At 73.4% G+C, this 21,327-nt stretch carries 19 protein-coding genes and 2 pseudogenes; 7 read left to right on the forward strand and 14 right to left on the reverse strand.

The annotated features are described in order from the left end of the window. Nucleotide 1: 1 nt before the first annotated feature. Genes IE106_RS03850 through IE106_RS03865 form a run of 4 tightly spaced genes read right to left on the reverse strand, consistent with a single transcriptional unit; the run spans nucleotide 2 to nucleotide 3,012 of the window. Nucleotides 2–1,348, reverse strand: coding sequence for an NADH-quinone oxidoreductase subunit D (locus IE106_RS03850; protein ID WP_189529775.1), 1,347 nt, complete (start codon nucleotides 1,346–1,348; stop codon nucleotides 2–4). Next, on the reverse strand, nucleotides 1,345–2,082 hold the full coding sequence (locus tag IE106_RS03855) for an NADH-quinone oxidoreductase subunit C (RefSeq protein ID WP_189529776.1): 738 nt from the start codon (nucleotides 2,080–2,082) through the stop codon (nucleotides 1,345–1,347). Before IE106_RS03855 ends, IE106_RS03850 begins: the two co-directional genes overlap by 4 nt. Beyond that, entirely contained in the window at nucleotides 2,079–2,633 is a 555-nt protein-coding gene (locus tag IE106_RS03860; protein ID WP_189529777.1) for a NuoB/complex I 20 kDa subunit family protein, read from the reverse strand. Before IE106_RS03860 ends, IE106_RS03855 begins: the two co-directional genes overlap by 4 nt. A 19-nt stretch (nucleotides 2,634–2,652) precedes the next feature. Further along, on the reverse strand, nucleotides 2,653–3,012 hold the full coding sequence (locus IE106_RS03865) for an NADH-quinone oxidoreductase subunit A (protein ID WP_010470881.1): 360 nt from the start codon (nucleotides 3,010–3,012) through the stop codon (nucleotides 2,653–2,655). A gap of 718 nt (nucleotides 3,013–3,730) precedes the next feature. Here IE106_RS03865 and IE106_RS03870 point away from each other — a divergent pair. Further along, nucleotides 3,731–4,573 (forward strand): C40 family peptidase, encoded by an 843-nt coding sequence (locus tag IE106_RS03870; protein WP_189529778.1) that lies wholly within the window; start codon nucleotides 3,731–3,733, stop codon nucleotides 4,571–4,573. Between the two features lie 116 nt (nucleotides 4,574–4,689). Here the strand turns inward: IE106_RS03870 and IE106_RS03875 are convergent, their stop codons facing one another. After that, entirely contained in the window at nucleotides 4,690–5,568 is an 879-nt protein-coding gene (locus IE106_RS03875) for an NAD(P)-dependent oxidoreductase (RefSeq protein ID WP_189529779.1), read from the reverse strand. Nucleotides 5,569–5,690: 122 nt separating this feature from the next. On the opposite strand from IE106_RS03875, the gene IE106_RS03880 reads away from it, so the two are divergent. Continuing rightward, nucleotides 5,691–6,773, forward strand: coding sequence for a GlxA family transcriptional regulator (locus tag IE106_RS03880; protein ID WP_189529780.1), 1,083 nt, complete (start codon nucleotides 5,691–5,693; stop codon nucleotides 6,771–6,773). Here IE106_RS03880 and IE106_RS03885 read toward each other — a convergent pair. Then, a complete protein-coding gene (locus IE106_RS03885; protein ID WP_189529781.1) occupies nucleotides 6,739–8,025 on the reverse strand; it encodes a geranylgeranyl reductase family protein in 1,287 nt (428 codons plus the stop codon). The genes IE106_RS03880 and IE106_RS03885 overlap by 35 nt on opposite strands. Nucleotides 8,026–8,120: 95 nt before the next feature. Here IE106_RS03885 and IE106_RS03890 point away from each other — a divergent pair, with 95 nt between their 5' ends. Further along, the gene (locus IE106_RS03890) at nucleotides 8,121–8,669 is read left to right on the forward strand and encodes a GNAT family N-acetyltransferase (RefSeq protein ID WP_189529782.1); all 549 of its coding nucleotides are present in this window, start codon (nucleotides 8,121–8,123) and stop codon (nucleotides 8,667–8,669) included. A gap of 60 nt (nucleotides 8,670–8,729) precedes the next feature. Here the strand turns inward: IE106_RS03890 and IE106_RS30645 are convergent, their stop codons facing one another. The 5 genes from IE106_RS30645 to IE106_RS03915 form a co-directional block, all read right to left on the reverse strand. Then, nucleotides 8,730–11,228 (reverse strand): serine/threonine kinase C-terminal domain-containing protein, encoded by a 2,499-nt coding sequence (locus IE106_RS30645; RefSeq protein ID WP_189529783.1) that lies wholly within the window; start codon nucleotides 11,226–11,228, stop codon nucleotides 8,730–8,732. Nucleotides 11,229–11,297: 69 nt separating this feature from the next. Continuing rightward, nucleotides 11,298–11,999, reverse strand: a complete 702-nt coding sequence (locus IE106_RS03900; protein WP_189529784.1) for a demethylmenaquinone methyltransferase — start codon at nucleotides 11,997–11,999, stop codon at nucleotides 11,298–11,300. Between the two features lie 41 nt (nucleotides 12,000–12,040). Continuing rightward, on the reverse strand, nucleotides 12,041–12,655 hold the full coding sequence (locus tag IE106_RS03905) for an imidazolonepropionase-like domain-containing protein (protein ID WP_189529785.1): 615 nt from the start codon (nucleotides 12,653–12,655) through the stop codon (nucleotides 12,041–12,043). Between the two features lie 10 nt (nucleotides 12,656–12,665). Then, nucleotides 12,666–13,865, reverse strand: coding sequence for a cyclic dehypoxanthinyl futalosine synthase (gene mqnC / locus IE106_RS03910; protein ID WP_189529786.1), 1,200 nt, complete (start codon nucleotides 13,863–13,865; stop codon nucleotides 12,666–12,668). Nucleotides 13,866–13,928: 63 nt separating this feature from the next. Further along, nucleotides 13,929–15,587 (reverse strand): serine/threonine-protein kinase, encoded by a 1,659-nt coding sequence (locus tag IE106_RS03915; protein WP_189529787.1) that lies wholly within the window; start codon nucleotides 15,585–15,587, stop codon nucleotides 13,929–13,931. Nucleotides 15,588–15,793: 206 nt separating this feature from the next. Here IE106_RS03915 and IE106_RS03920 point away from each other — a divergent pair, with 206 nt between their 5' ends. Then, complete coding sequence (locus IE106_RS03920; protein ID WP_189529788.1) at nucleotides 15,794–16,858, forward strand: alpha/beta hydrolase; 1,065 nt, start codon at nucleotides 15,794–15,796, stop codon at nucleotides 16,856–16,858. A 1-nt stretch (nucleotide 16,859) separates the two neighbouring features. Here IE106_RS03920 and IE106_RS03925 read toward each other — a convergent pair whose 3' ends face one another. Continuing rightward, nucleotides 16,860–17,720, reverse strand: coding sequence for a menaquinone biosynthetic enzyme MqnA/MqnD family protein (locus IE106_RS03925; RefSeq protein ID WP_189529789.1), 861 nt, complete (start codon nucleotides 17,718–17,720; stop codon nucleotides 16,860–16,862). A 282-nt stretch (nucleotides 17,721–18,002) separates the two neighbouring features. On the opposite strand from IE106_RS03925, the gene IE106_RS03930 reads away from it, so the two are divergent. Together IE106_RS03930 and IE106_RS03935 are read left to right on the forward strand one after the other, a co-directional pair. After that, nucleotides 18,003–18,206: a cold-shock protein gene (locus IE106_RS03930; RefSeq protein WP_003967102.1), complete on the forward strand. Its 204-nt coding sequence runs from the start codon at nucleotides 18,003–18,005 to the stop codon at nucleotides 18,204–18,206. 131 nt (nucleotides 18,207–18,337) lie between these two features. Continuing rightward, nucleotides 18,338–18,745, forward strand: a complete 408-nt coding sequence (locus tag IE106_RS03935) for a DnaJ family domain-containing protein (protein WP_189529790.1) — start codon at nucleotides 18,338–18,340, stop codon at nucleotides 18,743–18,745. Between the two features lie 6 nt (nucleotides 18,746–18,751). On the opposite strand, the pseudogene IE106_RS30905 reads toward IE106_RS03935, so the two are convergent. Both IE106_RS30905 and IE106_RS03945 read right to left on the reverse strand, forming a co-directional pair. After that, nucleotides 18,752–18,838, reverse strand: a pseudogene (locus IE106_RS30905) (Uma2 family endonuclease); the annotation flags it as partial. 116 nt (nucleotides 18,839–18,954) lie between these two features. Beyond that, nucleotides 18,955–20,076, reverse strand: coding sequence for a helix-turn-helix domain-containing protein (locus tag IE106_RS03945; protein WP_229839971.1), 1,122 nt, complete (start codon nucleotides 20,074–20,076; stop codon nucleotides 18,955–18,957). A gap of 513 nt (nucleotides 20,077–20,589) precedes the next feature. Here IE106_RS03945 and IE106_RS30120 point away from each other — a divergent pair. Beyond that, nucleotides 20,590–21,274: pseudogene (locus IE106_RS30120) on the forward strand (site-specific integrase); the annotation flags it as partial. Between the last annotated feature and the right edge of the window lie 53 nt (nucleotides 21,275–21,327).

Raw genomic sequence — 21,327 nt, forward strand, 5'->3', positions numbered from 1 at the left:
GTCACCGGTCGACGCCTCCCATCACGGGGTCGATGGACGCGACGGCGACGATGACGTCGGCGACCTGGCCGCCTTCGCACATCGCCGCCATGGCCTGGAGGTTGGTGAAGGACGGGTCGCGGAAGTGGACCCGGTACGGGCGGGTGCCGCCGTCGGAGACGACGTGTGCGCCCAGCTCGCCCTTGGGGGACTCGACCGCGGCGTACGCCTGGCCGGGCGGGACCCGGAAACCCTCGGTGACCAGCTTGAAGTGGTGGATCAGGGCCTCCATGGAGGTGCCCATGATCTTCTTGATGTGGTCGAGGGAGTTGCCGAGGCCGTCCGGGCCGAGGGCCAGCTGGGCGGGCCAGGCGATCTTCTTGTCGGCGACCATGACGGGGCCGGGGGCGAGCCGGTCGAGGCACTGCTCGACGATGCGCAGCGACTGGCGCATCTCCTCCAGCCGGATCAGGAACCGGCCGTAGGCGTCGCACGTGTCGGCGGTCGGCACGTCGAACTCGTACGTCTCGTAGCCGCAGTACGGCTCGGCCCGGCGCAGGTCGTGCGGGAGCCCGGCGGAGCGCAGGACGGGCCCGGTGGCGCCGAGGGCCATGCAGCCGGCGAGGTCCAGGTAGCCGATGTCCTGCATGCGGGCCTTGAAGATGGGGTTGCCGGTGGCGAGCTTGTCGTACTCCGGCAGGTTCTTCCGCATCGTCCTGACGAACTCGCGGATCTGCTCGACGGCCCCGGGCGGCAGGTCCTGGGCGAGGCCGCCGGGGCGGATGAACGCGTGGTTCATGCGCAGGCCGGTGATCAGCTCGTAGAGGTCCAGGATCATCTCGCGGTCCCGGAACCCGTAGATCATGATCGTGGTGGCGCCGAGCTCCATGCCGCCGGTGGCGATGCACACCAGGTGCGAGGAGAGCCGGTTGAGCTCCATGAGCAGGACCCGGATGACGGTGGCCCGGTCGGGGATCTGGTCCTCGACGCCGAGCAGCTTCTCCACGCCGAGGCAGTACGCCGTCTCGTTGAAGAACGGCGTCAGGTAGTCCATGCGCGTGACGAAGGTGGTGCCCTGCGTCCAGGTCCGGTACTCGAGGTTCTTCTCGATGCCGGTGTGGAGGTAGCCGATGCCGCAGCGGGCCTCGGTGACGGTCTCGCCGTCGATCTCCAGGATGAGCCGCAGCACGCCGTGGGTGGACGGGTGCTGGGGGCCCATGTTGACGACGATCCGCTCGTCGTCGGCCTTGGCCGCGGACTGGACGACCTCGTCCCAGTCGCCGCCGGTGACGGTGTAGACGGTGCCCTCGGTCGTCTCGCGGGCCTCGGCCTCGGCCGCGTCGGAGAGGGGTGCGTGGGGGGTGGTCACGAGTACGACCTCCGCTGGTCCGGAGCCGGGATCTGGGCGCCCTTGTACTCGACGGGGATGCCGCCGAGGGGGTAGTCCTTGCGCTGCGGGTGGCCCTGCCAGTCGTCCGGCATCATGATCCGGGTGAGGGCGGGGTGGCCGTCGAAGACCAGCCCGAAGAAGTCGTACGTCTCGCGCTCGTGCCAGTCGTTGGTCGGGTAGACGGCGACGAGCGACGGGACGTGCGGGTCGTCGTCGGGCGCGCCGACCTCCAGGCGCAGGCGCCGCCCGTGGGTGAGCGAGCGCAGGTGGTAGACCGCGTGCAGCTCGCGGCCCCGGTCGCCCGGGTAGTGGACGCCGCTGACGCCCGTGCACAGCTCGAAGCGCAGGGCCGGGTCGTCGCGCAGGGTGCGGGCGACGCGGACGAGGTGCTCGCGCGCGATGTGGAAGGTGAGTTCGCCCCGGTCGACGACCGTCTTCTCGATGGCGTTGCCGGGGACGACCCCCTGCTCCTCCAGGGCGCCCTCCAGCTCGTCGGCGACCTCGTCGAAGTAGCCCCCGTACGGCCGGGTGGACGGTCCGGGGAGGCGGACGGAGCGGACGAGGCCGCCGTAGCCGGTGGTGTCCCCGCCGTGCGCGGCGCCGAACATGCCGCGCTGGACGCGGATCTCCTCCCCGTGGTCGCCGCGCTGCCCGGGGAGGTTCTGCGCGCTGAGGTCCTTCTCGGGGTTCGGCTGGCTCGACTGGTCGGTCACCGGAGCAGCCCCTTCATCTCGATCGTCGGGAGGGCCTTGAGCGCCGCCTCCTCCGCCTCGCGGGCCGCTTCGCGCGCGTTGACGCCGAGCTTGGACGACTGGATCTTCTGGTGGAGCTTGAGGATCGCGTCCAGCAGCATCTCGGGGCGGGGCGGGCAGCCGGGCAGGTAGATGTCGACCGGTACGACGTGGTCGACGCCCTGCACGATCGCGTAGTTGTTGAACATGCCTCCGGAGGAGGCGCAGACGCCCATGGAGATCACCCACTTCGGGTTGGGCATCTGGTCGTAGACCTGGCGCAGCACCGGGGCCATCTTCTGGCTGACCCGGCCGGCCACGATCATCAGGTCGGCCTGGCGCGGCGAGCCGCGGAAGACCTCCATCCCGAACCGCGCCAGGTCGTACCGGCCGGCGCCGGTGGTCATCATCTCGATGGCGCAGCAGGCGAGGCCGAAGGTCGCGGGGAAGACGGACGACTTGCGCACCCATCCCGCGGCCTGTTCGACCGTCGTCAGCAGAAATCCGCTCGGCAGCTTCTCTTCGAGTCCCATGACTGTGCCCTTCAGCCCCTCAGTCCCATTCCAGGCCGCCGCGCCGCCACACGTACGCGTAGGCGACGAAGACCGTGAGCACGAAGAGGAGCATCTCCACGAGCCCGAAAAGCCCCAGCGCGTCGAACGTGACCGCCCAGGGGTAGAGGAAGACGATCTCGATGTCGAAGACGATGAAGAGCATCGCCGTCAGGTAGTACTTGATCGGGAAGCGGCCACCTCCGGCCGGCGTCGGGGTCGGCTCGATGCCGCACTCGTACGCCTCGAGCTTCGCCCGGTTGTACTTCCTCGGGCCGATGAGCGTGGCCATGACCACGGAGAAGATCGCAAACGCTGCCCCGAGGGCGCCGAGCACGAGGATGGGCGTGTACGCATTCACGCTCCTCGCTCCTTCCAGTCGTCCTTGACCGTTGGACCGCACCGGGCATTCGTCTCGCCGCCTCGAAGGAGTCCCGGGTGATCGGGGACCCCCGGAAGATCGCTTACATGTGAGGCAGTTCACAAGCCCGACTGCAACGCATCCTATGCCCGTCGATCTGTGATCTGCGACACGGGGTACGACAACGACTTTGTGATCTCCACCACCTGGCGAACGATCATGAACACGGATGAACGCCGATCTTCACACCAGACGTGATCGAGTAGCCACGATATGTGACATCAGTGCCGGTCATCGCTGGTCGGAGGGGTCTTGCACTATCAAATCCTGGCACGTACACGCAAATTCGAGTTGGACGCGTCCGGGTGATAAAGGAGCTCACCCCACCCGTGCGGGGGGTCCGGCGGGACGGAGGTGGACGCGTGCACCCGTTCACGAACGCGGACCGCAAGGCACGGGCGTCCCCGTGTGACCTGCACCACTCCCCACGGGCGGCCGGAAAAGCGGGGTTGGCCAACTGTGTCAACCAGTGGTAAGTGAACGGCAATTCGGACGTTTCGCGGAAAACCCATGATCACGGCGTGATCACCTGAGCCTGAAATGTCCGTTACGGCGTCAATAAGGGCCCTCAGGAACCGGATTCGGCGCTTCCGGGCGTAACTGTGGCGCAACACACGTTTCTTGAAGGGAACCGGCGAGCCCTGATAGCGGTTGTCCCATGTCCCACACCGCTCACATACCCAGCCACCGGAAGCCGCGCCGCAGCTCGTCGAAGCTCGCGCTGCGCGCCGGAGTTGCCGGTGGCGTCCTCAGCACCATCGCGGTGGCCGCGTCGCCGGCTCAGGCCGAGCCGGTGACCGAGACCATCGAGATGCCCACGCTCACCAACGTGGACCTGTCGGGCGCGCTGTCCACCGCCGTCGCCGCCTCCGCGGAGGCGACCGAGCAGGACGCCCTCGCCCAGGACCTGCGGGTGCAGGAGGACGCGGCGGCCGCCAAGGCGGCCAAGGACGCCAAGAAGGCCAAGGAAGAGGCGGAGCGCAAGGCCGAGGCCGAGCGCAAGGCCAAGGAGGCCGAGGAGAAGGCCCTCGCCGAGGCCCAGGAGCGCGCCTCCCGGTCCTCCGAGCGCACCTCCCTGTCCGCGTCGTCGTCGTCCCAGGACGGCGGCGGCTCCTCCGAGAGCTCCTACGGCGACTCCACGGCGACCGGTTCGGCCGCCGCCATCGTGGCCTTCGCCCGCGCCCAGGTCGGCGACGCGTACGTCAGGGGCGCCACCGGCCCCAACGCCTGGGACTGCTCCGGCCTCGTCCAGGCCGCCTACCGCCAGGCGGGCATCGACCTGCCGCGCGTCTCCAGCTCGCAGTCGAGCATGGGCACCTCCGTCTCGCTGGACAACCTCCAGCCGGGCGACATCCTCTACTGGGGCAGCCGCAGCGGCTCGTACCACGTCGCCATCTACGTCGGCGGCGGCAAGTTCGTCGGGGCGCAGAACCCCAGCAGCGGCGTCGTCGAGCAGTCCATGGACTGGGACGCGCCCTCCGGCGCCGTCCGCATCCTCTGACGCGGCCGACCCGTGCCTGAAGGGCCGCCGCTCCCCCCTCGGGGTGGGAGCGGCGGCCCTCGCCGTACGCCTGCGCCGGCCCTCGCCCTACACCCGGCCCGGCTCTCGTCCCACGCCTACGCCGGTCGGCCGGCGCCGCGGAAGACCTCGACGAGCCGCCCGTAGCTGTCCCCGCCGTGCCCGTCCGCGACCGCCTTCGCCATCAGCTCCCGGTGCAGCTCCGGGAGCCTGCCGTCGACGCCCCGCGCCCGGCCCGCGTGCAGCAGGTGCTCGACGGCCGCCACCTGCACGTCGATGGTGGCGTCGTCGCCCGGGTAGCGGCCCTCGTCGATCTGCCCCGCGTACCGCTCCATGAACAGCGCGACCGTCGACAGCCAGCGCACCGCGACCGGGGTGAACTCCCCCGCCGCCACCCCGTCCGCGCCGACCAGCGCCGTGGCGTGCAGCCAGCCCCCGAACACCGACCACATCAGCCCCAGCAGCCCCGTGTCGTACAGGGAGGCCAGCCCCGCGTCCGGGCCTAGGTCGATCGGGTCGCCCAGCACGGCGAGCGTCTCCCGGTGCGCCGCGAACGCCTCGGGCGAGCCGCTGTAGAGGAACATGCTGGCCGCGCTCCCGACCCCGGGCGGCGTCGTCATGATCCCGCCGTCCAGGTACCGCGCCCCGTGGCCGGCCGCCCACCCGGCCGTCTCCCGCGCCTGCTCCGGCGACCCGGACGTCACGTTGACCAGCGTCCGGCCCGCCAGCCGCCCGGCGACCGGGCCGAGCAGCTCCCGCACGGCCGCGTCGTCCAGGACGCACACCACGACCAGGTCGCTCGCCCCCACCGCCTCCGCGACCGTCCCGGCCCGGCGCGCGCCCCGGCCGACCAGGGCGTCCGCCCTGGCGGGGGTGCGGTTCCAGACGGTCGTCGGGTGACCGGCCGCCAGGAACGCCCCGGCCAGGGCCGATCCCATCTGTCCCAGTCCGAGCACGGTGACGCTTTCACGGCTCATCGCCTTGTTTCTCCCTCTGCGTACGGATTGCCTGTGCGTGATCAACCCTCGCAGCGGACGCCGGGCGCGGACAGGGGCGGGACTGCCCGCGTGCGCAAGGTTCCTGCCGTACGCTCCGGGGCATGGGAGCCGGAACCGTCGCCGTGGCCGTCCTCCAGGACGCCGGAATGTCCGCGTGGGAGATGTACGAACTGTCGATCGCGCTGGCGGTGTTCGGCATCCCGCACGAGGACCTCGCCGACCCCTGGTACCGGCTCCGCCTCTGCTCCGACGGGCCGCGGGACCCGGACGGCGGGGGCTCCGCGGCACCCGGCCCGTACGGGCCGGGCCTCTCCCTCCGCACCGAGCACGGCCTCGACGGGCTCGTCGGCGCCGACACGGTCATCGTGCCGTCCGTGCCCGAGGCGTGCGTCGACGACGGCCGGGACGTCCCCGCCGACCTGGTCGCGGCGCTGCGCGAGGCGGCCGCCTCGGGGGCCCGCATGGTGTCGCTGTGCACCGGCGCGTTCGCGCTCGCGGCGGCCGGGCTGCTCGACGGCAGGCGCGCCACCGCGCACTGGCAGCACACCGCCGAGCTGGCCGCCCGCCACCCGGACGTGATCGTCGACGACTCCGTCCTCTACACCGACGACGGCGACGTCCTCACCAGCGCCGGCGCCACCGCGGCCCTCGACCTGTGCCTCCACTTGGTCCGCCGCGACCTCGGCGCGCACGTCGCCAACCAGCTGGCGCGCCGGCTCGTCGTCCACGCGCACCGCGCCGGCGGGCAGGCGCAGTTCGTCGACGCGCCGCTCCCGCCGACCGGCGAGGAGGGCCTGGGCCCGGTCCTCCAGTGGGCGGTCGAGCACCTGGCGGAGCCGCTCACCGTCGACGACCTGGCCCGCCGCGCGCGGATGAGCCCGCGCACCTTCCACCGGCGGCTCCAGGAGGCCACCGGTACGACGCCGATGCGGTGGCTGCTCCAGCAGCGCATCGCGCGGGCCCAGAGCCTGCTGGAGTCCACCGACCTGCCGGTCGAGCAGGTCGGGGAGCGCAGCGGCCTGGGCACGGCGGCGAACCTGCGGCGCCACTTCACCCGGACCGTGGGGGTCTCCCCCACGGCCTACCGCAGGTCGTTCCCGCGGGCCGTGCCCGCCGGGCCGGCCCGCGGCGGGAGGGTGGCCGGCGCGATCAGGCCTTCGGGGCGACCTTCGACAGGCCGTTGATGATCCGGTCCATGGCGTCGCCGCCGGTCGGGTCCGTCAGGTTGGCGAGCATCTTCAGCGTGAAGCGCATCAGCACCGGGTGCGTCAGGCCGCGCTGCGCGGCGATCTTCATGACCTTCGGGTTGCCGATCAGCTTCACGAAGGCGCGGCCCAGCGTGTAGTAGCCGCCGTAGGTGTCCTTGAGGATCGCGGGGTAGGCGTGGAGGGCCCGCTCGCGCTGGTCCCGCGTGGAGCGGGCGTGCGCCTGGACGATCACGTCGGCGGCGATCTGCCCGGACTCCATGGCGTACGCGATGCCCTCGCCGTTGAACGGGTTGACCAGGCCGCCCGCGTCGCCGACGAGCAGCAGCCCGCGCGTGTAGTGCGGCTGCCGGTTGAACGCCATCGGCAGGGCCGCGCCCCGGATCGGCGTCGTCATGTTGTCCGGCGTGAAGCCCCAGTCCTCCGGCATGGACGCGCACCACGCCTTGAGGACCTCGCGCCAGTCCAGCTCGCGGAAGGCGGAGGAGGAGTTGAGGATGCCCAGGCCGACGTTGGACGTGCCGTCGCCCATCCCGAAGATCCAGCCGTAGCCGGGCAGCAGGCGGTCCGGGCCGGGGCCGCGGCGGTCCCACAGCTCCAGCCAGGACTCCAGGTAGTCGTCGTCGTGGCGGGGCGACGTGAAGTACGTGCGGACGGCGACGCCCATCGGCCGGTCCTCGCGCCGGTGCAGCCCCATCGCGAGGGACAGCCGGCTGGAGTTGCCGTCGGCGGCGACGACGAGCGGGGCGCGGAACGTGACCGGCGTCTTCTCCTCGCCCAGCTTGGCGTGGACGCCGGTGATCCGGCCCGTGCCGGGGTCGGTGATCGGCTCCCCGACGTTGCACCGCTCGTACAGCCGGGCGCCGGCCTTCTGTGCCTGCCGGGCGAGTTGCTCGTCGAAGTCGTCGCGCTTGCGGACCAGTCCGTAGTCCGGGTACGAGGCCAGCTCCGGCCAGTCGAGCTGGAGCCGGACGCCGCCGCCGATGATGCGCAGGCCCTTGTTGCGCAGCCAGCCCGCCTCCTCGGAGACGTCGATCCCCATCGCGACGAGCTGCTTGGTGGCGCGCGGGGTGAGCCCGTCGCCGCACACCTTCTCGCGCGGGAAGGCGGTCTTCTCCAGCAGCAGGACGTCGAGGCCCGCCTTCGCGAGGTAGTACGCGGTGGTGGAGCCCGCCGGGCCCGCCCCGACGACGATCACATCTGCGGTGTGTTCGGAGGGGGTCTCGGTCACGGCGAGTTCTCCCGGGGCTCGAAATGGCGTGCCGAAAGCACGGGACGTGGGCAGTCTATGGGGACCGCCGTCCACCGATCCGAAGGGCACCCCTGATGACCGAGCTGCTCCACGCCGCCGCGGACCGGCCCGCCGGCGGGCCGGCCTTCCGCCTGCGCGTGCCCACGGAGGAGGACGCGTACGCGTGGCACCGCGTCTTCGACGACCCCGAGGTGATGGAGTTCCACGGCGGCCGGTCCGCCGAGCTGTCCGTCTACCAGGAGTTCACCGCCCGGCAGCGGCGCCACGACGCCGAGCTCGGCTTCTGCCTGTGGACGCTGCTGGACGAGGCGGACGAGGTCGTCGGCTTCACCGGCGCCCAGCCGTGGCCGCACCCGTGGGGCCCCGTGGGCGAGGTCGAGATCGGCTGGCGCCTGGCCCGCCCGGCGTGGGGCAGGGGGTACGCGACGGCCGCCGCCCGCGAGACGCTGGAACGCGTGCGGGCGGCGGGCGTCGAGCGCGTCGTCGCCATGGTGAACGCGCGCAACGAGCGGTCCGTCGCGGTGACCCGCCGCCTGGGCATGGCGCTCCAGGGCACCCTGCCGATCCCCGGCCGGGAGGACGAACTGGGCCACCGCTTCGGCCTGGAGCTGCGGGGGGCCTAGGGAGTGCCTTCAAAGTGGCGTCGTTCGCCCGCCCGGCAGACGGGACTGTGAAGACACGACCTAGTCCACGTCGTTGAGCATCCAGGTGGAGAGCGCGACGTCGAAGGTCCTGCGGGCCTCGGACCAGTCACGCTCCCGCGCGGTGAAGTAGACGGCGTACTCCGTGCCGTCGTCGGCGACGTACGCCTGGTCGACGGCGTGGACCGTCTCGCCCGCCTCGTCCGTGTAGGTGTACTCCCAGATGGCGCCGGGCCGGCCCTGGAAGGTGTTGGCCTCCAGCCGCACCCGCCGGTAGTCGGCGTTCCGCTTGCGGGAGGCGGCCTCCAGGGTGGTGAGGTTCTCCAGGGAGGTGTACGGGGCGTCGCGGACGACGCCGACGAGGAAGTGGCTCATGCCGGTGGGTCCGGCGTAGGTGATCTGCCCCTGCTTCTCGGACACCCGGTCCCAGCCGGAGGGCACGGCGAAGGCGAACCCGGCGGTGTCGCTGACCAGTTCGTACCCGGCGGGCACGGAGGGCGGCCCGGCGGGTGCGGCCGTGCCGGTGGGCACCCCGGTGGGTGCGGGCGCCGGGGCGTCCGCCGTGCCGCTCGGGGCGGCCGTGGGCGCGGGCGTGGCCTTCGGCGCCGGTGTCGTGGGGTCGGTGCCGGCGACGGGCTCGGCGTCCGGGCGGGGGTGGACGGTCACTCCGGGCCCCTCGTCCCCCAGCATCAGCAGCCCGGTGGTGACCCCGCCGCCCACGGCGAACGCGACGACGAGCGCCCCGCCCCAGAGCAGCAGCCGCCGTCCCCGGGAGGCCCCGGTGGGCGCGGTGGCCGTGACGTACGCGCCGGTCCCGCCGGCGGGGTGGGTGCCGGGGCCCGCGGCGGGGCCGGGGTTCGGGCCCGGACCCGGGGCGGGCGCGGCCGGTGCGGGCGGGGCCGGCGGCTCGGGGCCGGTGGCGCCCGGTGCGGGTGCGGGGGTCGTCGGCGCGGCCGGGTGCGGCACGGGCGCCACCGGGTGGGCCGGGTGCGGTGGTGCCGGCGGGAGTGTGACCCCGCCACCGCCCCCGCCCGCGCCCCCGCCGGCCGACCGCAGGAGGTACGGCGCGACGAGGACCGCGCCCCCCACCCACAGCAGCCCGAACAGCAGCGCGTCCGGGACGCTCGGGGCCACCTCGAAGTACCCCTCGCCGCCGAAGTCGTCGTACTCGCCCGCCACGCGGACCCCGATCCCGCCGACCCCGGCGACGAACAGGTACAGCCCGAGGAACAGCCCGCCCGCCAGCGCCTGCCCGCCCCTGCCGGGCACGCGGCGCACCGCCCACAGCCCGACCGTGAGCGCGCAGACGACGCCCAGGGCGAGCAGCCCGGTCACCGCCCAGCCGCCCCACTCGTCGCCGATCTCGGGCAGTCCGAAGCCGCCGTGCTCCGCGCCGGAACCGAGCAGCCCGAACCGCCCCCGCAGGTCGTACTCGACCGGCGCGCCCCAGGCGACGCCCAGGACGGCGGCGCCGAGGTTCGGCAGGATCGTCAGGGCGAGCAGCAGCGCGGTGCCGTCCACCCCGTCGACGTTCGCGTACGTCACGAAGCCGACCAGCGCGCAGACCGCCAGGACGGTCCCCAGCGCACGCGTCGCGGCCCCCAGCGCGCGGACCGCCGCCAGGGTCCCCGGCCGCACGGACAGCCACCGCGCGAGGTCGTCGCGCTGGAGCACCCCGGCGGTGACCGCGAGGGTCAGCGCCAGCGCGACGAGCGCGGCCGTCAGGGGCGAACCGGACACGGCGATCCCGGCGACCTCCGGCTGGGCGAACAGCCCGAGCACCAGCACCGCCCCGGCGGCGGGGAGGGAGACCCGCACGGCCGCGTCGACCCCGGCTCCGCGCGCGCGAAGGGCGCGGGCGGCCAGGTACAGCGCGCCGGCCCACAGGAACGTCACCGTGAGCGGGACGACGGACAGTTCCGCGCCGCCCTGGGCGAGCGCGTCCCCGGAGCCGTACCGGTAGCCGCCGGAGCCGGAGTCGTACCCGTCGCCGAACCGGGACGGCACGGGCGCGGCGGCGGTGACCTCGAAGCCGCCGCCGAACGCCTGGAGGAGCAGGGTGAGCGCGATCCGCAGCCGGTCGCCCCAGCCGACGACGACCTCGTCGCCGGGCTCCTGGCCGTACGAGGGGACGGCGAGCGCGACCGCGAGGGCGAGGAGCAGGCCGGTCGGCCAGGCGGCGGCCCGCAGGGCGGGCGCCCAGGCACCCCGGAACGCCCGGCGGAGGAACACGGCGGCGGGCGAGGGCGCCACGGCCCCGGGCGCGTACCCGGGGGGCGCGTACCCGGGGCCGGGCGGGTGCACGGGCCCCGGCGGGTGGGCGGACGCCTGCCCCGGCACGTACGCGGGCGGCCCGGCGGGGGGCGGCCCCGCGGGCACGGCGGGCGGCCCGGGGGGCGCGGCGGGCGGTCCGGCGGGCACGGGGGGCGCGGCCGGTTCCGCGGGCCCGGTGGCGGCCACCGGCCGCTCCCGGCCGCAGTTCATGCAGAAGCGGGCCTCCTCGGGGGAGGGGGTCCCGCAGTGGGGGCAGTGCGACGCCATGGGCTGCTCCGGGTGCCGGGGACGGGTCGGGCCCCCATCCTCCCGGTTGGGCACGCGCCGTCAAACCCGTTACGCCTCCAGCGGTTTGACGCCCCGGTGCAGTGCCACGATCCCGCCCGACAGGTTCCGCCAGGCCACCTTCGACCAGCCGGCCTCCTGGAGCATCCCGGCCAGTTCCCGCTGCCCGGGCCAGGTCCGAATGGACTCGGCGAGGTACACGTACGCGTCCGGGTTGGACGACACGGCGCGGGCGACCGGCGGCAGGGCCCGCATCAGGTACTCCTCGTACACCTTCCGGAACGGCGCCCACGTGGCGTGCGAGAACTCGCAGATCACGACGCGTCCGCCCGGCCTGGTCACCCGGTACAGCTCACGCAGCGCCGCGTCCGTGTCCTGGACGTTGCGCAGCCCGAAGGAGATGGTCACCGCGTCGAAGGCGCCGTCGCGGAACGGCAGCCGCATCGCGTCGCCGGCGGTCAGCGGCATCCACGGGTGGCGCTTCTTGCCCTCGCGCAGCATGCCGAGGGAGAAGTCGCACGGCACGACGTACGCGCCGTCCTCCACGAACGGCATGGAGGACGTGCCGGTGCCCGCCGCCAGGTCGAGGACCCGCTGTCCCGGCCGGGCGTCGACGGCCCGCGCCACCTCCCGGCGCCAGCGCCGGTCCTGGAAGAGGGAGAGCACGTCGTTGGTGAGGTCGTAGTTCGCCGCGACGTGGTCGAACATCGAGGCGACTTCGTGCGGCTGCTTGTCCAGCGTTGCTCGGGTCACCGGCCCATTCAAGCAGGCGGCCCCGCCCCGTCCGCGCGCGGTCACGCCCGGCGGTGGACGAGTCGCCCGCCCAGGACCGTGGCGACGCACGCGGCGGCTCCCCGCTCGGGCAGTTCGGCCGCGTCCCGCACGTCGAAGACGGCGAACCGGGCGGGCCCGCCGGTCCGCAGGTCCGGCATCCACACCGCCGGGCCGCACCCCGGGGCGAACGGGTCCAGGGAGGGCCGCGTGTCCGCGGGCCCCCCGGGGCGGGGCACCGTCTCCAGTCCCGCGCGCCGCACCGCGTCCGCCACCGCGCGCACCCGGAGCTCGCCGGCCACGGCGACCGTGCCGTGGGCGAGCAGGCGCTGCGCGCCGCGCCGCGCGCCGGCGCCCCGGCGGGCGTCGGTCATGCCCGGGGAGGCCAGCACCGCCGGGTCGGTGATCGGCTCGGTGCCCAGCTCGCCGGCCTCGCGGGGGTCGGGGTGGTAGGTCCGCTCCAGCAGTTCGGGGCCGTGCGGGTTGAGCAGCCCGGGGGTGAGGACGCCGGGCCAGCGCCGCACGCGGGCGGCCGGGTGGGCGGCGGCCAGCTCCCCGTACGGCCCGAGGGCGGCGATCCGCGCCCCCTCGACCAGCACGGCGTCACCGGTGGCGGCGGCCACGTGAAGGGTCAGCACTCCGGTCCGCTCAGGTGGTGCTCAGCAGCTTCAGCTCGGGGTGCGCCGTGCCGCCCTCGATGGCCGTGGAGGAGATGTGCGAGACGACGCGGTCGTCGACCGGGTCGTTCGCCGGGTCGTCGTGGACGACGATGTGCTCGTAGGTCGTCGTGCGCTGCGCCGGGACGCGGCCCGCCTTCCGGATGAGGTCGATGATCTCCAGCCGGTTGGAGCGGTGCCGGGCGCCGGCCGACGACACGACGTTCTCCTCCAGCATGATCGAGCCGAGGTCGTCGGCGCCGTAGTGCAGCGACAGCTGGCCGACCTCCTTGCCCGTGGTGAGCCAGGAGCCCTGGATGTGGGCGACGTTGTCGAGGAACAGCCGCGCGATGGCGATCATGCGCAGGTACTCGAAGAGCGTGGCCTGCGTGCGGCCCTTCAGGTGGTTGTTCTCCGGCTGGTACGTGTACGGGATGAACGCGCGGAAGCCGCCCGTCCGGTCCTGGACGTCGCGGATCATCCGCAGGTGCTCGATGCGCTCGGCGTTCGTCTCGCCGGTGCCCATCAGCATCGTGGACGTCGACTCGACGCCCAGGTTGTGGGCGAGCTCCATGATCTCCAGCCAGCGCTCGCCGGACTCCTTGAGCGGGGCGATCGCCTTGCGCGGCCGCTCCGGCAGGAGTTCGGCGCCCGCGCCGGCGAACGAGTCGAGGCCGGCGGCGTGGATGCGGCGGATGGCCTCCTCGGCGGTCACGCCGGAGATCCGCGCCATGTGGTCGACCTCGGAGGCGCCCAGGGAGTGGATGACGAGCTGCGGGAACGCCTCCTTGATGGCGGCGAAGTGCTTCTCGTAGTACTCCACGCCGAAGTCCGGGTGGTGGCCGCCCTGGAACATGATCTGCGTGCCGCCCAGCTCGACGGTCTCGGCGCAGCGGCGCAGGATGTCGTCGAGGTCGCGGGTCCAGCCCTTGGCGGTGTCCTTCGGCGGGGCGTAGAAGGCGCAGAACTTGCAGGCCGTGACGCAGACGTTGGTGTAGTTGATGTTGCGCTCGATGATGTACGTCGCGATGTGCTCCGTACCGGCGTAGCGGCGGCGCCGGACGGCGTCGGCGGCGGCGCCCAGCGCGTGCAGGGGCGCGGAGCGGTAGAGCTCGAGCGCCTCCTCCGGGGTGATCCGCCCACCGGCGGCGGCGCGGTCGAGAACGGACTGGAGGTCGGCCTTCTCGGTCACCGGGTGCGTACCTTTCGCCAGCTTGCGGACGGACCGGACCAGCGTACGCCAGGGCCCCGACGGCTATTCCGCGCGGTCCAGGGTGGCGCGCGGGCGCCCGGCGGCGGCGTCGTCGGAGGCGTAGCGCAGCTTCCCGCCCGCCAGGCGCAGGGTCACGGTGTGGGTGCCGCCGGTGCACACGCCGGTGGAGCCGTCGCTCGCCGAGCCGTCGGTGACGAGGGTGTCGGCGGTGGCGGTGCGCAGGACCAGGGTGTCCTCGCAGATGCGGTTGCCGAGGAGGTCGTACTGGGTGACCGTGCCGACGTCCTGCCCGGCCCTGCCGCCCTCGACGACCACGGTGAACGTGCCCGCCGGGATGTCCACGCCGCCGCCGACCGCGGCCGTGACCCGGCCCTTCCACGTCCCGACGAACGCCTTGGGCACCGTCGCGCCGGAGCCGGGGACCGGCGCCGAGGCGGACGCCGACGGCTTGGCCCCGGTGCTCGGCGGGTTGGCGGTGTCGTTCGTGCCACCACCCGGCAGCAGGTCGAACAGGACGGCCGCGCCCACGGTCACGGCGGCGAGGGCGCCCGCGACGGCGAGGGCGAGGGTGCAGCTGACCCGCCGCCCGCCCGACGGCCCGGCCGGCTCCGAACCGGCGGTGACCGAGACGGAGACGGGGGTCCTGCGGGGCGGCGGGACGGCGTCCATGGTGGGCACGTACGCGAGGTCCGCCCCGTCCGCCACCGGCGCCGCGCCCGTCCCCCGCGGCACGGGCGGCGCGACCGCGGGGCTGCTGAACGGCACCGGGCCCGACGCCCCGGCGTCCGCCTCCGCCGGCTCCAGGTCCAGCAGCCGCACCGCCGCCCGGCTGGCCTCCTCGACCACCGCGGCCGGCAGCCACCCGCCCGCCGCCCCGGCCGCGCCGCCCGGCACGAGCGCGGCGGCCAGGTCGGCGGGCGCGGGCCGGGCGCCCGGGTCCTTGGCGAGGCACGCGGTGACGAGGTCCCGCAGCGGCCCGGTCAGCGCCGGGTCCAGCTCGGGCTCCTCGTGGACGACCTTGTACAGCAGCGCGGCCGACGAGTCGCCGGAGAACGGCGCGGCGCCGGTCGCCGCGTACGCGAGGACCGCGCCCAGCGAGAAGACGTCCGACGCCCCGGTCACCCCGGCCCCGCCGGCCTTGCCGAGGATCTGCTCGGGCGACATGTAGCCGGGCGAGCCGACGGACACCCCGGTGGAGGTGAGCGACGCGCTGCCGGCCGTGGCGCGGGCGATGCCGAAGTCGATCAGCCGGGGCCCGTCGAGGGCGAGCAGCACGTTCGACGGCTTCACGTCGCGGTGGACCAGCCCGAGCGCGTGGACCGCGTCGAGGGCCTCGGCCAGTCCGGCGCCCAGCACCCGCACGGACCGCTCGGGCAGCGGCCCGTGGGCGGTGACGGCCTGGGTGAGGGACGGCCCGGCGACGTACCCGGTGGCGACCCACGGCACCGGCGCGTCCGGGTCGGCGTCCAGGACGGGCGCGGTCCAGCGGGCGCCGACCCGCCGGGCGGACTCGACCTCCCGGCGGAACCGGGCGCGGAACTCCTCGTCCAGCGCGAAGTGCGGGTGCACGACCTTCACGGCCACGGTGCGGCCGCCCCCGCTGCGGGCCAGGTAGACGCGGCCCATGCCGCCCGACCCGAGCCTGCCCAGCAGCCGGTACGGGCCGATCGCCCGCGGTTCCCCCGTCTCCAGCGGATGCATCCGCCCCGCTCCCCCCGCTCCCGTGCCCGTACGACGCGCCGAGAGCAGCGTAGAGGGCCCGGCGGACCGGTTCACGGGGATCGCCCGTGCCGGCGGGGGCAACCGGTCCGCCCGTACCGCCATCTACCTGGCCGTCATCCGCAGACGCCCCCGCCCCTGCCGGAGACCCGCCGAGAACCGCCCCTTCCCGAACCGGAGTACCTCCCATGAAACGTCCGCTCACGTCGCTCGTGGCCGCCGCCGTCCTCGGCTCCCTCACCCTGGCCGCGGGCTGCTCGGGCGAACCGGTCTCGTTCGACACGCCGCCCGCGTCCGGCGCCGCCTCCGCCGCGCCCGGCGGCCGGGACCGGGCCCCGGACCCCGGCCGGGGCGGCGGGGACGCCCCGGCGGACGGCGGGGCCGCCGCGAGGACGCTCATGCCGACCGGCCCGAGGGCGGAGTTCACGACCGAGAACACCGTCGACGACGGGACGAAGATCGGCGTCACCACCCTGGAGGGCCGCAAGTCCGGCTTCACGGGCAAGGTGTGGGTCTGGGCGCCCCCGCAGTACTTCGAGCCCCGGTACGCGAACAGCGGCTTCCCGGTCCTGATCGCCCTGCCCGGGGGCAACGGCTACCCGAAGAATTACTGGATGGGCACCGACCTGAAACTGCAGAGCAGCATCAGCAGGTGGTCGAGGGAGGGAAAGAGCCTGCCGTTCATCGTCGTGATGCCCGTTCTCAACCCGGACGACGAGTACTACTACGACGGCAGCGACATCCCCGGCCGGGAGAAGATGGGCACCTGGATGACGGAGGACGTCCCCGATTTCGTCAGGGCGAATTTCCGTACGTTCGCCTCGCGTGACGGCTGGGCGTTCATGGGCTCGTCGTCGGGCGCGTTCGTCGGCCTGAAGTCGGTGCTGAAGCACCCCGACAAGTTCAAGGCGGTGATCGCGTCGGGCCCGGACACCGTGCCGGACTCGCCGCTGTGGGCGGGGCACGAGGCGGAGAAGGCCGCCAACGACCCCGAAAAACTGGCCAAGGCCCTCTCGGCCCGGCCGTCCGCCCCGGACAGGGACGTGTACCTCGCGTTCCAGATCGGCACGAGGGAGTCCGGTCTGGGCAACCTCCGCTCCTTCATCAGGAACTACGGCAAGGGCCCGGTGAAGACCCGCCTGGAGGTCATCCAGGACGGCGGCCACAACGCGCGGACGTACGTGCGGGGCATGGGGGACGGCTCGATCCAGTGGATCAGCGAGCACATGCTCGCCCCCGTCCCGTCCCCGTGACTCAGTCCTCCCCGCCGCCGAGCAGGTCGACCCGCACGTCGGCGGGGAACCCGGTCGTCGGGCCGGTCCTGCGGGCGAACTCCCGCACGCCGGCGAGCTGGTCGGGGCCGAAGCGGAAGTCGAGGGTGGTGAAGTACCGCTCCAGCAGCTCCGCGTCGAACGCCTCCCAGCGGGCGGCCTGCTCGGCGACCTTGGCGACCTCCTCCAGCGACAGGTCGCGCGACGCGAGGAACGCCTCGTGGACCTTCCGCACGACGGCGGGCTCCCGCTCCAGGTAGTCGCGCCGCACGGCCCACACGGCGAAGACGAACGGCAGCCCGGTCCACTCCTTCCACATCCGCCCCAGGTCGTGGACCTGAAGGCCGAGGCGCGGCGCGTCGTGCAGGGAGGCCCGCAGCGCGGCGTCGCCGATGAGGACGGCCGCCTCCGCCTCCTGCATCATCAGCCCCAGGTCGGGCGGGCAGGTGTAGTAGTCGGGGGCGACGCCGTACCGCTCGGCGAGCAGCAGCTGCGCGAGGCGCACGGAGGTGCGGGAGGTGGAGCCGAGCGCGACCCGGGCCCCGTCCAGCCGGTCCAGGGGCAGCTGGGAGACGATCACGCAGGACATGACGGGTCCGTCGCAGCCGACGGCCAGGTCGGGGAAGGCGACCAGCCGGTCGGTGTGGCGCAGGTACTCCACGAGGGTGACCGGCCCGATGTCGAGGGTGCCGTCCACGATCTGCTCGCTGAGCCGCTCCGGGGTGTCCTTGGTCAGCTCCAGGTCGAGCAGCGTGCCGGTGCGCGCGAGCCCCCAGTAGAGGGGCAGGCAGTTCAGGAACTGGATGTGCCCGACGCGCGGCCGGGTCCGCCGAGATGTGTCCACGTCGTGAGGCTAGACCCCGCCCCGCCAGGGACGTCTCACCGGGTGGACGGCCGCACCGCGCGGACCCCGTTCCCGCGCGTTCAAACCTCCGGGTGACCTCACAATGAGGTGATCTTCGCCTCTACCCATCCGCGGAGAACGCGTGCTACGCTCGACGCAAGTTGCAGTTTGGTTTCCCTTGCAGTACAGAGCCTGCGGAGCATGTGACCCGCAGGCTTTTGTAGTTTTCAGACTTGTTTGCAGGTTCTGGAGCAGGGCAACCCTTTGGCCCAAGGAGGGCTTATGGCTACCGGAACCGTCAAGTGGTTCAACGCTGAAAAGGGCTTTGGCTTCATCGCCCAGGACGGCGGCGGCCCGGATGTCTTCGTCCACTACTCCGCGATCAACGCGTCTGGCTTCCGCTCCCTCGAGGAGAACCAGGTCGTGAACTTCGACGTCACGCAGGGCCCGAAGGGTCCGCAGGCGGAGAACGTCACCCCGGCCTGATTGGGCAGGGTCGGCGATCGCGCACGACTTAGCAGTACCCAAGGGGTCCGCCTTCCGCATTTCGGTGCGGAAGGCGGACCTCTGCCTTTGTTTCCACGGAAATCCCGGTGCTCCCGGCCTACCCTGGACACATGACCGAACGCAAACCCCCCGGGATCACCTTCGAGTCATGGGTCGACAAGCAGATCCGCGAGGCGACCGAGCGGGGTGACTTCGCGCACCTCTCCGGCCTCGGCAAGCCCCTCCCCGACGACACGGCGCCGTACGACGAGCTGTGGTGGGTCAAGGGCAAGATGAACCGCGAGGGCCTGTCCGCCCTGCCCCCGACCCTCGCCCTGCGCAAGGAGGCCGAGGACGCCCTGGAGGCGGTGGGCCGCGCGGCCTCCGAGACCCAGGTGCGCCGCATCGTGGCGGAGATCAACGAGAAGATCGCCGCCGCCGTCCGCCGCCCGCCCCCGGGCCCCCCGCTGAACCTGACCCCCTTCGACGTGGAGGACCTCCTGCGCGACTGGCGCGCCTCACGCGACGAGCGGCCCTGACGGCCCCTACCGGTACCGGGGCAGGTCGCGGGTGGAGACGGTCCACTCCGCGATGGTGACGTCCTCGCCGTGGACGAAGTCCTTGTGTCGTGCACGATCCCTTCTCCGGTGATCCAGCTTGCCCGGAACGCTGTCCCGCGCCTGCTCGACGACGTCGCGCATCGCCTGGTGGGGGAACGCGTCACGTCGTGCGTCGTCCGGGGTGGTGGTCATGGCGCTCGCTCCTTGTCGGGGAGGGACGGAGGCGACGGGGGATCACCTCCCTCGTGCGGGGACGCCGGCGGGCGGCAGTCCCTGCAGCACCCTGGCTCCGGGGCCCGGAAGGCGCGGTCGCAGCGCTCACAGGTCTGCAGCGGATCGGGCCGCGGGCCCGCCGGAGCCTCCGGGAGGGGCGGCGGGAGCAGGGCGGTGAGGCGGTGGGCGACCAGCCCCGCCGGGTGGGTGAGCGGGTCGGGGAGTCCGGCGGTGAGGGCGGCGCGTACGGACGCGGGCCCGGCGTTCCGCTCCAGCCAGGCGGCCACGGCGGGGGCGAGGCGCCGGACCTCGGCCTCGGACAGGACGAGACGCGGGTCGTCGCGCCGCAGCCCGGCGAGGAGATCGGCGGCCGTCCGGAGGCGGTCGGGGTCACCGCCCCGCGGGACGGGGAGCGGCCGGGACTCGGCCCGGGGCTCGGGGATGACCGGACCCGGGGCTTCGACGGCCCGGGGCGCCGCGCCCCCGGGCCGGGGTTCCGTACCCCCGGGCCGGGACGGGGCGGCCGGCGACCGGGGTACCGAGGCCGGGGACGCGGCCTGAGCCGCAGCGGGCCGGGGCTGGACCCCGACGGCCGAGGGCACGGGCTCCGCGGCCGGTGGTGTGAACTGCTCCGCGACCGGCGGCGCGGGCTCTGCGACCGGCGGCGCGGGCTCGACGCCTCCGGACAGGGCCTCCGCGACCGGTGACGCGGGCCCGACACCCCCCGGCGTGGTCTCCGTGCCCCCGCGCACGGGCTGGATCTCCAGGGGCCGGGACCCGGCGGCCGGCGGCTCGCCCTTCGGCGCGGCCTGCGTCACCCGGGTCCTCGGGGCGGCGCCACCGCCCTTCGGCTGGTTGTGGAACACCGTGCGGGTGACGACCCTCCCGCAGTCGAGCCGTTCCCGTCGCCGCTCCAGGTACCCGGCGGCCTCCAGCTCCCGCAGGGCGTCGGCGATGCGCTTCTCGCTCTCGGGGAAGCGGGCCGCGAGGAACCGGATGCCGATGCGCGCCCCGTCGGGCAGCGACTGGATGTGGAGGGCGAGACCCATCGCGAGCAGGCTCAGCCGCCGGTGCTGGGCGAGGTGGTTGCCTACCACGGTGAAGTGGCTGGTGTGCCGTGTATTGACGTGAACGACACCGTATCGGGGGGTCGTTGCGGAAACGGCGCCATCGGTGCGCGAAGGAGCGCTAAAGTGCTGAGCACCCATCGGGAAGCCTTCTTCTTCCTGGTGGTCAGGCCCTCGATCGGGAACGCTACTCCCGGCCGGGGGCCGACGTCTGTCAGGCCATCGGTTGACGCGAGCATATGCCTGCCAACCCGCCCAAAAATCAACCCAGTTGCACATTCCACCCGTGTGAGTGACGGGTGACGAGGGTGGGGTGGGGAGGAGGGTTCCTCACTTCCCTGCGTCCTTTGAGACAACACCTCGCGGCCCACCACGACGCACCCCACCGAGTCACGGCCCACCGCGACCCGGTCACCGCGGCCGTCCCCACGCTCCCGCCCGGAGCCCCCACCCGACGCCCCACCACCCGCCCCTGCCCCACCCCGGAACGAGTCCGCCCGTACCGCCGCCGCACACGTCACGATGACGCAGACCAACCTGCACCCTCGGCCGCGCTCGCCGCATCCCCGCCGACTCCGTCAGTTCCTCGACACGGCCCGCGCCGACCGGCTCCACGCCCTGTACAAACTCGCCCTCCGCGCTGGTCTCCACACCGAACTCCGCAAGGGCGATCGCCTCGGCCTCCACTGGGAAGACCTCGACCTCACCACCGGCACCGCAACAATCCGCCGCTCACTCCAGCGCACCCGAACCGGCGACCTCACCCACCTGCCCGCCAAGACCCGGGCACCCGAAAGCCGCATCGCCCTCCCTACCGAGTGCCTCCACTCCCTCAAGGAGCACAGAGGACGGCAGGGCAGGGAGCGGGGACAGGCCAGGTCGGCTTGGAGCGACAGTGGCTCGTCTTCACCACGCCGACCGGTCGGCCTCTCGGCCCGACCAACCTCACACACGGCTTCCGCGGCTTCCTCCACCGGGCCGGGCTCCGCTGCATCCGCTTCCACGACCTCCGCCACCCTGCTCTTGGAACAAGGCGTCGAACTCATCATCAAGGAACTCTTCGGCCACGCCCACATCGGCGTCACCGCCACCGTCTACGCTCACGCCAGACTCCGCCTCCAGCGCGACGCCATCGACACCCTCAGCACCGCGCTCGGCGGCCAGGAGACCACCAAGACGGTCAGCTCCGACGGCGACGAGACCACCCTGCGCCGCCCTCGTCCGCTGACGTTGCCGTCAACTACTGTCGTCACCCCACGTAGAAGCCCCGCCAGGACGCAC

Source organism: Streptomyces roseolilacinus (assembly GCF_014649335.1).
Lineage (GTDB): Bacteria > Actinomycetota > Actinomycetes > Streptomycetales > Streptomycetaceae > Streptomyces > Streptomyces roseolilacinus.